Origin of the sequence: Carnobacterium sp. AT7 (assembly GCF_000171855.1) — a bacterium.
In the GTDB taxonomy this organism is placed as follows: domain Bacteria; phylum Bacillota; class Bacilli; order Lactobacillales; family Carnobacteriaceae; genus Carnobacterium_B; species Carnobacterium_B jeotgali.
Genome location: NZ_ABHH01000042.1, coordinates 1 through 12,173, shown reverse-complemented (window position 1 = coordinate 12,173; position 12,173 = coordinate 1). Strand labels below are relative to the sequence as shown.

General features: G+C 38.4%; 7 protein-coding genes and 2 rRNA genes. All 9 read left to right on the top strand.

What is annotated here, in order from left to right; all coding sequences use genetic code 11:
- Positions 1-1,277: extracellular solute-binding protein (locus tag CAT7_RS11050; RefSeq protein WP_007725616.1), on the top strand; the 1,277-nt coding region annotated here is incomplete at its 5' end.
- A gap of 84 nt (positions 1,278-1,361) precedes the next feature.
- Positions 1,362-2,672, top strand: a complete 1,311-nt coding sequence (locus tag CAT7_RS11045) for a sugar ABC transporter permease (RefSeq protein WP_007725615.1) — start codon at positions 1,362-1,364, stop codon at positions 2,670-2,672.
- 1 nt (position 2,673) lies between these two features.
- Entirely contained in the window at positions 2,674-3,525 is an 852-nt protein-coding gene (locus CAT7_RS11040) for a sugar ABC transporter permease (RefSeq protein WP_007725613.1), read from the top strand.
- 31 nt (positions 3,526-3,556) lie between these two features.
- Positions 3,557-4,414, top strand: coding sequence for a DUF1189 domain-containing protein (locus CAT7_RS11035; protein WP_007725611.1), 858 nt, complete (start codon positions 3,557-3,559; stop codon positions 4,412-4,414).
- On the top strand, positions 4,411-6,690 hold the full coding sequence (locus tag CAT7_RS11030; RefSeq protein WP_007725609.1) for a glycoside hydrolase family 65 protein: 2,280 nt from the start codon (positions 4,411-4,413) through the stop codon (positions 6,688-6,690). The genes CAT7_RS11035 and CAT7_RS11030 overlap by 4 nt, the downstream gene beginning before the upstream one ends.
- A 105-nt stretch (positions 6,691-6,795) precedes the next feature.
- The gene (gene pgmB / locus CAT7_RS11025; RefSeq protein WP_007725607.1) at positions 6,796-7,455 is read left to right on the top strand and encodes a beta-phosphoglucomutase; all 660 of its coding nucleotides are present in this window, start codon (positions 6,796-6,798) and stop codon (positions 7,453-7,455) included.
- A 13-nt stretch (positions 7,456-7,468) separates the two neighbouring features.
- On the top strand, positions 7,469-9,097 hold the full coding sequence (locus CAT7_RS11020) for a glycoside hydrolase family 13 protein (RefSeq protein WP_007725604.1): 1,629 nt from the start codon (positions 7,469-7,471) through the stop codon (positions 9,095-9,097).
- A 544-nt stretch (positions 9,098-9,641) separates the two neighbouring features.
- Positions 9,642-11,196: ribosomal RNA gene (locus tag CAT7_RS11015) — 16S ribosomal RNA — on the top strand.
- A 224-nt stretch (positions 11,197-11,420) separates the two neighbouring features.
- Positions 11,421-12,173: ribosomal RNA gene (locus tag CAT7_RS11010) — 23S ribosomal RNA — on the top strand; the annotation flags it as partial.

Here is a 12,173-nt window from a genome sequence, read left to right as displayed (position 1 = left end):
AGACAGGTTGGAAAAAATATGTTTTAGGTTTAGTATCTGCTAGTGCTTTAGTACTTGCGGCATGTGGAGGCGGAGAAGAATCTAAAGATGCGGGTTCAAAATCTGGTGGAGAAGAAGCAGGCGGAGATACTACCTTAGAAATTTCGGTTGATAAAGGTTATGTTGACTATGTTGAAGATATCAAAGGAGCTTTTGAAGAAGAAAACGGAGTTAAGATTGAAGTAACTGAACGCGATATGTTTGAACAATTAGAAGCTTTACCATTAGATGGTCCATCTGGAAATGCACCTGACATTATGATGTCGGCGTATGACCGTATGGGATCACTAGGACAACAAGGACACATTGCTGAAGTAACATTAGGTAATGATGATCAATATGATGATACAGATAGAGCGCAAGTTACTTTAGATGGCAAAATTTATGGAGCGCCTTCAGTAATTGAAACATTAGTATTATACTACAATACAGATCTATTAGATGAAGCACCAAAAACATTTGCTGACTTAGAAGAACTAGCAAAAGACGATCGTTTCGCTTTTGAAGGAGAAGAAGGAAAAAATACAGGATTTTTAGCTAAATGGACTGACTTCTACTTCACTTACGGTTTAGTTGCTGGTTACGGCGGATACGTTTTTGGTGAAAACGGAACTGACCCATCAGATGTTGGTTTAAATAATGAAGGTGCAGTTGAAGCTATCGAATATGCTACTGACTGGTTCAAAAATACTTGGCCACAAGGTATGCAAGACGTAACAAGTTCTGATGCATTTATTACAGACCAATATTTAAATGGTAAAGTTGGAGCATTTATTGGAGGACCTTGGCAAGCTGCTAGCTTGAAAGATGCTGGAGTAAATTATGCAGTTTCTACAATTCCTACATTAAACAATGGCGAAGCTTATGAAGCATTCGGCGGTGGAAAAGGATGGGTTGTCAGCAACTACTCTGAAAATAAAGATGTTGCTCAAGCTTGGTTAGACTATGTTACAAACACTGAAAATCAAAACAAATTCTATGACGCAACAAATGAAGTTCCAGCAAATCAAGAATCACGCGTTTATGCTACAGATAAAAATGACAAATTAACAACTGCAGTAATCAACCAATATAAAGATGCTCAACCAATGCCAAATATTCCAGAAATGGCTGAAGTTTGGACTGGTGCTGAAAACATGTTGTTTGATGCAGCATCTGGTAACAAAACACCTAAAGAATCAGCTGATGATTCTGTTAAATTAATTAAAGAATCAATCGAACAAAAATATACTAAATAATCACAAATAAAAATGAACAGGTTTCGGCAGAGGACGTAGTTGTTCTCTGCCGAAAAATGTTAAAAGAAAAGGGAGGAATTAAAAATGTCTTCTCAGACAAAACCTCAAAATGTTAAAAGTGAAAAAAAAGCAATGCTGTATTCGGTTATTCCTGGTTTAGGACAAATTTACAACGGACAATTATTTAAAGGAATTGTATTTTTAGCTATTTTAGTCGCATTTATTGTCGAGATGATTGTTTCTGGTTTTGATGCATTTAACGGACTTGTTACATTAGGAAGCACTCCAGTAGAAGATCATTCATTATTTATTATGATCGAAGGAACACTTCAATTGATCATAACAGTCATTTTCTTAGCTTTTTATGCGTTAAATATCTATGATGCAAAACGCGTGGCGTCCATTTGGAATAACGGACAAAAAGTTAACGTAACCGTTAAAGAAGTGATGTGGAATGTATATAATGCAGGATTCCCTTATCTGCTAATCGTACCTGCATACTTAATGATGGCTTTTACAATTATCTTCCCAGTGTTGGTCACGTTATTTATGGCTTTTACAAATTACGACTTTTATCATATTCCACCAGCAAATTTAATTGACTGGGTTGGATTAAAAAACTTTGTAAACATCTTTTTCTTAAGTACTTACCGAGATGCTTTTACATCTGTATTCAGTTGGACAATCATTTGGACATTCAGTGCGACAACACTACAAATTGTTATCGGAATTTTTACAGCAGTGATTGCTAATCAACCCTTTATTAAAGGAAAACGTTTCTTTGGTGTTATTTTCTTACTTCCCTGGGCTGTGCCGGCATTTATCACGATTCTATCCTTTTCAAATATCTTTAACGATAGTATTGGAGCAATCAACACTCAAGTTATTCCGTTATTAAACAATCTTCCCTTTGTGGAAATTGGCCGGATTGCTTGGAAAACAAATGCTTTTTGGTCTAAAGCAGCTATCATTATGATTCAAGGATGGTTAGGATTCCCTTATATCTACGTTATGACAACCAGTATCTTACAGTCTATTCCTGAAGATTTATATGAAGCTGCAAAAATCGATGGTGCTAGTGCATTTCATCGATTCAAAGAAATTACTATGCCAATGGTATTCTTGGTAGCAGCTCCAACCTTTATTACGCAATACACTGGAAACTTCAATAACTTTTCAATGATCTATCTCTTTAACAATGGTGGACCAGGAAGTGTCGGTGGCGGTGCAGGAGCGACAGATATCTTGATTTCATGGATCTACAAATTAACAACCGGAACGTCACCACAGTATTCTATGGCAGCGGCCATTACGTTGATTATTTCGGCTTTAGTTATCGCTGTTTCCTTGATCGTCTTCAAGAAAACAAATGCATTTAATATGGAGGATGCATAGTATGGGTAAATTAGGTAAATCACAAAAAACTAGTCGTTTCTTTAGTCAATTTTTTACGTATCTCTACATGATCGTATTATCGATCATCATCATTTACCCATTGTTAATCACAGCTAGCTCAGCCTTTAAATCAGGAAACATAACAGCTTTTTCGTTAGATTTAAATTCAGAGTGGACATTGTCTAACTTTACGCGTTTATTCCAAGAGACTCTTTATGGAACATGGTATAAAAACACGTTAATTGTAGCTGTAGCTACTATGGTGATTCAAGTTGCCATTGTTACAATCGCTGGTTATGCATACAGTCGTTACAACTTTATGGGACGCAAAAAAAGCTTGATGTTTTTCTTAGTCATTCAAATGGTGCCAACAATGGCTGCCTTGACTGCTTTCTATGTTATGGCATTATTGCTAGGCGCATTAGATCAATTCTGGTTCTTGACGATGTTATACATTGGTGGAGGTATTCCAATGAATACGTGGTTAATGAAAGGATACTTTGATACCGTTCCAAAAGATTTGGACGAATCGGCCAAATTAGATGGAGCAGGACATTTTAGAATCTTTTGGCAAATCGTTCTGCCACTTGTGCGACCAATGATCGCAGTACAAGCATTATGGGCATTTATGACTCCGTTTGGCGACTACATGTTAGCGAGATTCTTATTAAGAAGTCCAGAAAAAATTACTGTAGCAGTTGGATTGCAAACGTTTATCAGTAATCCGCAAGATCAAAAAGTTGCTTTATTCGCAGCTGGTGCGATTCTGATTGCTGTTCCAATCTCTGTACTCTTCTTCTTACTACAAAAGAACTTTGTATCAGGGTTAACAACTGGTGGAACAAAAGGATAAACAAGAATATTGAAAGAAAAGAAGTGAAACAATGAAATCCGATGTTTTTCCATTAAATTATTTTAAAAGTATTTGGTCTCCAAAACAAATTTTTAAAAATCGTCATCAATTAAACTGGTTTCAAATTTTTGTTGTTTTGCTTTTTGTTAACAGCTTATTAATGATTCCTGTAGCATTGAATTATGTAAAAATGGACACTTTTCCGGTAGAAGATACACTACCTGGATCATTTGGCCTAATCGATGAAGCAGTCGTTTTAAAATTACAAGCAGGTAACTACGAAAACGGTACACTAAAGTTGCCGGAATCGTTTGTTTTATCTACCGAAAATGGAATGGTCAGTGGGTTGTTGACAGAAAGTGAGACAGATGAAGCTTTATCAGCGGATAATGCACTGCTATTTCAAGAAACTGAATTTGTAATTAAAGAAGGCGATCAATCGCTAGAAACTATTCCTTATACAAAAGATTTTGATTTATCAAAAGTGACGACGGTTGCTGAATTAAAAGAAGCACTTTCTCGCCAATGGTTTATTAAAAACAAAGCATATACTGTAGCAACACTGATGTCTCTAGTATTCAGCATTACTTTAGTCAGCACACTTTTTCTAACATTTGGTTCAGCAATTTTCTTATACTTAACCAAAAAGAGTAAGTTTTCTTCTATCAATAGCTATAAAGAATCGGTCAATCTTTTAACGAATTGCATTGGTTTGCCATCGTTTGTGGCATTATTGCTTGGATTAATCCAATTCGATATCATTATTATGTTGATGATTCAATCTGTTGGGTTAGTAATGATGTTGCTAATTGTTTTTTACCAAACAAGATTTAATGATAAAACGAGTGGAAAAGAAGTGAAAAAAGCATTTGGGGGTAAAAGTTCATGATTAAACGTTTGTTTGATGTTGATCCATGGAGAGTAAAGTCAACAAAATTAGACAGAACTGATAAAAGGTTGCAAGAAAGCTTAACCGCTATTGGAAATGGCTATATGGGTATGCGGGGCAACTTTGAAGAAGGCTATTCTGGCGATTCACATATTGGGACTTACTTGGCTGGTGTCTGGTATCCGGATAAAACGAGAGTTGGTTGGTGGAAAAATGGCTACCCAGAATATTTTGGGAAAGTTATCAATGCTACAAATTTTATCCCTGTTGAATTAATGGTAAATGACCATAAAGTTGATTTGGCTATTGATGAAGTTAAAGATTATGAAATTGAGTTAGATATGAAAACAGGTATTCTAAAGCGAGCTTATACTTGGATTAATGGGCAACAAGAAGTTCGTTTTACTTTCAAACGTTATGTTAGTGTAGCGTTAAAAGAGTTAGCGGTTATTGAAGTGACAGCTGAAGTACTAAAAGGCAATGCTACAATTGTGTTTACGCCTAAAATGGATGGAAATATGGTCAATGAAGACAGCAACTATGATGAAAAATTCTGGTTGGAAATGAACCGTATTTCTGGTAAAAAAAGTAGTTTGACTACTAAAACGATTGAAAATCCTTTTGGTGTAGAACAATTTACTGTAACAACGATGATGGAAAACGTAGCAGAAAACTATGAAAATAGAACGTATGCGGAAGAATTTATGCAAGTTGAAGAAAAAATCACCTACACATTAGCAGCTGGTGAAAAAGTTAAAGTGACTAAATTTGTTAGTGTACTGACAAGCAGGGATGTAGCGCCTAACGATCAGTTGGCAAGAGCTACTGAAATTTTAGACCAGGCGATTGATTTAGGTGAAGAAGAAATAGAAGCGCAACACATTGCAGTCTGGCAAGAGCGTTGGCACAAAGCTGATGTAGTCATCAAAGGTGATGCGGAAAGCCAACAAGGAATTCGCTTTAATATATTCCAACTGTTTTCTACGTACTATGGAGAAGATAATCGTTTGAATATCGGACCAAAAGGGTTCACTGGCGAAAAATACGGCGGAGCCACTTATTGGGATACCGAAGCCTTTATTTTGCCAATGTATCTATCGGTAGCGGATGATTCAGTTTCAGAACAATTATTAACTTACCGTCACAATCAACTTTCAGGTGCCTTTCACAATGCTAAACAACAAGGGCTACAAGGAGCTTTGTATCCTATGGTAACCTTTAATGGTATCGAAAGTCATAATGAATGGGAAATCACATTTGAAGAGATTCATCGCAATAGTACGATTGCTTACGCTATTTACAATTATACAAACTATACTGGCGATGAAACTTTTTTAAGTACGAAAGGTATCGAAATGTTGGTAGCCATCTCGCGTTTTTGGGCAGACCGTGTGCATTATTCTAAACGAAACGACCAGTATATGATCCATGGTGTTACTGGACCAAATGAATACGAAAATAATATTAATAATAACTGGTACACAAACACTATGGCTGCTTGGACTTTACGTTATACCTTAGAAAGTTTAATGAAAGTTTCTTCTATAGTAGTGAATGAATTGCATGTGACTGCTGATGAGCAGAAAAAATGGAAAAATATTGTTCAAAAAATGTATTATCCTCACGATAAAGACTTAAATGTTTTTGTGCAGCACGATACATTTTTAGACAAAGAAATATTGACAACAGATGACCTTAATCCTACTGAAAGACCCATCAATCAAAATTGGTCTTGGGATAAAATTTTACGGTCTTGCTACATTAAACAAGCAGACGTGTTGCAAGGTATCTATTACCTGAATAATGAATACACGCTTGAAGAAAAAGAAGCTAATTTTGATTTTTATGAACCAATGACTGTTCATGAGTCCTCTCTTTCTGCTTCTATTCATGCAATTTTAGCTGCAGAGCTTGGCAAGACAGAAAAAGCTGTTGAGTTTTATGCGCGTACAGCTCGATTAGATTTAGATAATTACAACAATGATACTGAAGATGGATTGCATATCACTTCTATGAGCGGTGGTTGGTTAGCCATTGTCCAAGGATTTGCAGGCATGCGTACTTTTGATAATACATTGACATTTAAACCATTTTGTCCTGAAAACTGGACAGAATATAGTTTTATGATCAAATATCGTGGACGTTTGTTGCATATTGCGGTTACACAAGAAGCTGTAAGCGTACGTTTACAAGAAGGCGCACCAATTGAACTAACGCTATACGATCAAAAAATGCTGTTAACAGATGTAGTTAAATGCCCAATTCATCATTCGTAGTCAGTTGAATGTTTAAAAAAATTTAAAAAAGCTATCAATAGGGAGCTATCAAATCGATACATCCATTTGATAGCTTTTACTATTGAAAAAAAGGGGTAGGCAAAAATGATTAAAGGATTTATTTTTGATTTAGATGGAGTTCTGACAGATACGGCAGAGTATCACTATAAAGCTTGGAAAAGATTGGCAGATAAATTGACGATTCCAATTGACCGAGAAATGAATGAACAATTAAAAGGGATCAGTCGTATGGATTCGCTTGATCGTATTCTGGCTATAGGAAATCGAACTGAAGTGTATTCTATTGAAGAAAAAGAACAATTAGCAGATGAAAAGAATGAAGACTATAAAAAATTGATTTTAACTGTAACGCCAGCTGATTTATTACCTGGAATAGCTGACTTGTTAGCGGATTTAAAAGCAGCGGGTATTCGATTAGCTTTGGCATCTGCTAGTAAAAACGGTCCTGTTATAATGGAGAGACTAGGTATTGCTGATTTGTTTGACACAGTCGTAGACCCTGCTGAGCTGGAAAACGGAAAACCCGATCCTGAGATATTTATTAAAGGAGCAAAACAATTAAATTTAACACCGAAAGAATGTGTTGGAGTTGAGGATGCTAAAGCTGGGATAGAATCTATCAATGCAGCTGGAATTTTTTCTGTCGGTGTAGGGACGAAAGAAATGATGGAAAAAGCAGATTATGCAGTAGCAGAAACCAGCGAATTAAAATTAGCGGATATTCTAAAAAAAGCAACTAACTGAGGAGAGGTTTAGTTTGGAAAAAAAATGGTGGCATAGTTCGGTCGTTTATCAAATTTACCCTAGAAGTTTTCAAGATAGCAACGGAGACGGCATAGGCGATATTCAAGGTATTATTCAACGTTTAGACTATTTAGCAGATTTAGGCATTGATGCGATTTGGTTAAGTCCAGTTTATTGTTCTCCTAACGACGATAATGGCTATGACATTAGCGATTATCAAGCAATATCACCAGAATTTGGAACGATGGAAGATATGGATGAGCTTATCAAAAAAGCTAAGCAAGTGGGAATTCGTATTGTGATGGATTTAGTAGTGAATCACACTTCTGATGAGCACGCGTGGTTTATCGAATCAAGAAAAAGCAAGAACAACGAATACCGAGATTATTATATTTGGCGTGATGGACAAAATAACAATGTGCCGAATGAATTGGGATCAATTTTCAGCGGAACAGCTTGGGAATTAGATGAACAAACCAATCAATATTATTTACACTTGTACAGTAAAAAACAACCTGATTTAAACTGGGAAAATCCAAACGTCCGTAAAGAAATATGGCAAATGATGAACTTCTGGTTAGACAAAGGCATTGGAGGCTTTCGAATGGACGTTATCGATTTGATCGGAAAAGTTCCCGATAAATTGATTACAGGGAATGGTCCTATGCTCCATAAGTATCTTCAAGAGATGCATCAAGAAACTTTTGGGAAATTAGATGTTTTAACAGTAGGTGAAACATGGGGAGTAACAACTGAAGATGCTAAACTGTACTCAGCACCAGAGCGCAATGAGCTATCGATGGTATTTCAATTTGAACATATTGGACTTGATGAGCAACCTGGCAAGCCAAAGTGGGATACCCAAAAATTGGATTTCATTAAATTAAAACAAGTCTTTACGAAATGGCAGATAGCTTTTGACGGAGATGGTTGGAATAGTTTGTTTTGGAACAATCATGATATCCCTCGTATCGTTTCAAATTGGGGCAATGATAGTTCTCAGTACCGTAAAGTATCTGCCGAAATGTTTGCAACGTTTTTACATTTTCTAAAAGGGACACCTTACATTTATCAAGGAGAAGAAATTGGGTTAACAAATACACCAGTCTCTTCAATTGATGAAATCGATGATATAGAAAGTATCAATATGTATAATGAAAGAATTCAGCAAGGGTATGATGAAAAAGAGATTATTCAAGCTATTAATAAAAAGGGCCGAGATAATGCTAGACGTCCGATTCCTTGGGATGATTCATTAAATGGGGGGTTCACAACAGGAACACCATGGTTGAAACTGAATCCTAATTATAGAGAATTGAATGTGAAAAAAGACCAGCAAGATAAAGAATCAGTTTTTAATTACTATAAGACATTGATTCGTTTAAGAAAAGAACACGAGCTTATCGTATGGGGCGATTATAAAGAATTGCTGCCACATGATCCACAGTTATTCGTTTATGAAAGAAGTTATAAAGGGGAAACGTGGTTGATTGTAATTAATTTCTATCAAAAAGCAACTTTTTATAAAGATGATAATAGAAAAGTAGAGACAATTATTATCAGTAATTATAAAGATAGCAGTATAAAACTAACGGATTTAGCATTGCGTCCATTTGAATCAATCGTTTATAAACTGAAATAAAGTTTAAGTGGAAAATATAAAAGCGAACGAAAAGCTTGTTTTATTTGTGATAGTTCCGAAGTGAAAAGTATTTTGAATATATATACGTCTTTTCTCTTTATGCAGATAAAAAAATGTTCGCTTTTTTATTTTTTTATAAATAATGTAACGTTTATGGTTGACCATAAGAACGATACTTGTTATAGTAATTGATGTCGTAAGTAGTTTAACACTAGCGATACCGAAAAGATTTCTTGTTAATAAGGAAATATTTTTGATTGACAATGTTATGCAAAATATGGTATTCTAAATTATGTCGCTGAGCTAAACCAATATTTTATTTTGAATAATTATTCAAAATAAAAATAAAAAAAGCTTGACGAAATAAAAAAGCTGTTGTATCATATAGAAGTTGTCACAAACAAGCAACGCACTTTAGACCTTTGAAAACTAAACAAAGTAAGACGAACCAAATGTGAGGGTGACTCAGCAGTGCTGAGTCAACAGTAACAAAATAGTGAATAATTATTCGCTAGCAATTCAATAATGAGCTTCAAGCATCATTTTATATGAGAGTTTGATCCTGGCTCAGGACGAACGCTGGCGGCATGCCTAATACATGCAAGTCGAACGCTTTAACTTCACCGGGTGCTTGCACCCATCGAAGTTAAGGAGTGGCGGACGGGTGAGTAACACGTGGGTAACCTGCCCATAAGAGGGGGATAACATTCGGAAACGGATGCTAATACCGCATATTTCTAATCGTCTCCTGACGAATGGAAGAAAGGTGGCTTCGGCTACCGCTTATGGATGGACCCGCGGCGTATTAGCTAGTTGGTGAGGTAATGGCTCACCAAGGCGATGATACGTAGCCGACCTGAGAGGGTGATCGGCCACACTGGGACTGAGACACGGCCCAGACTCCTACGGGAGGCAGCAGTAGGGAATCTTCCGCAATGGACGAAAGTCTGACGGAGCAATGCCGCGTGAGTGAAGAAGGTTTTCGGATCGTAAAACTCTGTTGTTAGAGAAGAACAAGGATGAGAGTAACTGCTCATCCCCTGACGGTATCTAACCAGAAAGCCACGGCTAACTACGTGCCAGCAGCCGCGGTAATACGTAGGTGGCAAGCGTTGTCCGGATTTATTGGGCGTAAAGCGAGCGCAGGCGGTTCTTTAAGTCTGATGTGAAAGCCCCCGGCTCAACCGGGGAGGGTCATTGGAAACTGGAGAACTTGAGTGCAGAAGAGGAGAGTGGAATTCCACGTGTAGCGGTGAAATGCGTAGATATGTGGAGGAACACCAGTGGCGAAGGCGACTCTCTGGTCTGTAACTGACGCTGAGGCTCGAAAGCGTGGGGAGCAAACAGGATTAGATACCCTGGTAGTCCACGCCGTAAACGATGAGTGCTAAGTGTGGAGGGTTCCGCCCTTCAGTGCTGCAGCTAACGCATTAAGCACTCCGCCTGGGGAGACGACCGCAAGGTGAAACTCAAGGAATTGACGGGGACCCGCACAAGCGGTGGAGCATGTGGTTAATTCGAAGCAACGCGAAGAACCTTACCAGGTCTTGACATCCTTTGACAATCCTAGAGATAGGACTTTCCCTTCGGGGACAAAGTGACAGGTGGTGCATGGTTGTCGTCAGCTCGTGTCGTGAGATGTTGGGTTAAGTCCCGCAACGAGCGCAACCCCTATTATTAGTTGCCAGCATTCAGTTGGGCACTCTAGTGAGACTGCCGGTGATAAACCGGAGGAAGGTGGGGATGACGTCAAATCATCATGCCCCTTATGACCTGGGCTACACACGTGCTACAATGGATGGTACAACGAGTCGCAAGGTCGCGAGGCCAAGCTAATCTCTTAAAGCCATTCTCAGTTCGGATTGCAGGCTGCAACTCGCCTGCATGAAGCCGGAATCGCTAGTAATCGCGGATCAGCACGCCGCGGTGAATACGTTCCCGGGTCTTGTACACACCGCCCGTCACACCACGAGAGTTTGTAACACCCGAAGTCGGTGAGGTAACCCTTTTGGGAGCCAGCCGCCTAAGGTGGGACAGATAATTGGGGTGAAGTCGTAACAAGGTAGCCGTATCGGAAGTGCGGCTGGATCACCTCCTTTCTAAGGAAACTAACGGAAACCCACACATTCGTACTTACTTTGTTTAGTTTTGAGAGGTCTAATCTTCTCAATCTTTTAAATCGTAACACCTTGTTCTTTGAAAACTGGATAAAGTTAAAAATTGTAATTCAAGTAAGAAACCAGAAACACACCGAAAATTTTTAAAAGTAAGTTTTTAAGGTTCTCATCGAAAGATGAGTATTGAAAATTAACGATTAACCATAGGTTAAGTTAATAAGGGCGCACGGTGAATGCCTTGGCACTAGGAGCCGATGAAGGACGGGACTAACGCCGATATGCTTTGGGGAGCTGTAAGTGAGCTTTGATCCAAAGATTTCCGAATGGGGGAACCCAGCATCTTTTATAGGATGTTACTGCTGACTGAATACATAGGTCAGTAGAGGTAGACGCAGAGAACTGAAACATCTAAGTACCTGCAGGAAGAGAAAGAAAAATCGATTCCCTGAGTAGCGGCGAGCGAAACGGGAATAGCCCAAACCAGAAAGCTTGCTTTCTGGGGTTGTAGGACTGAACACATAGAGTCATAAATGATTTTGGTAGGAGAAGCGACCTGGAAAGGTCTGCCGAAGAAGGTAAAAGCCCTGTATCCGAAACCAAATTCACTCTGATCAGTATCCTGAGTACGGCGGAACACGAGAAATTCCGTCGGAATCCGGGAGGACCATCTCCCAAGGCTAAATACTCCCTAGTGACCGATAGTGAACCAGTACCGTGAGGGAAAGGTGAAAAGAACCTCGGAAGAGGAGTGAAATAGCCCCTGAAACCGTGTGCCTACAAATAGTTAAAGCCCGTTAATGGGTGATAGCGTGCCTTTTGTAGAATGAACCGGCGAGTTACGATCCCATGCGAGGTTAAGTTGATGAGACGGAGCCGCAGCGAAAGCGAGTCTGAATAGGGCGAATGAGTATGTGGTCGTAGACCCGAAACCAAGTGATCTACCCATGTCCAGGTTGAAG

Bases quoted from the DNA above. Each gene is read 5' to 3' on its own strand.
- CAT7_RS11045 (WP_007725615.1), top strand. From the start codon at position 1,362: ATGTCTTCTCAGACAAAACCTCAAAATGTTAAAAGTGAAAAAAAAGCA.
- CAT7_RS11040 (WP_007725613.1), top strand. From the start codon at position 2,674: ATGGGTAAATTAGGTAAATCACAAAAAACTAGTCGTTTCTTTAGTCAA.
- CAT7_RS11035 (WP_007725611.1), top strand. From the start codon at position 3,557: ATGAAATCCGATGTTTTTCCATTAAATTATTTTAAAAGTATTTGGTCT.
- CAT7_RS11030 (WP_007725609.1), top strand. From the start codon at position 4,411: ATGATTAAACGTTTGTTTGATGTTGATCCATGGAGAGTAAAGTCAACA.
- pgmB (WP_007725607.1), top strand. From the start codon at position 6,796: ATGATTAAAGGATTTATTTTTGATTTAGATGGAGTTCTGACAGATACG.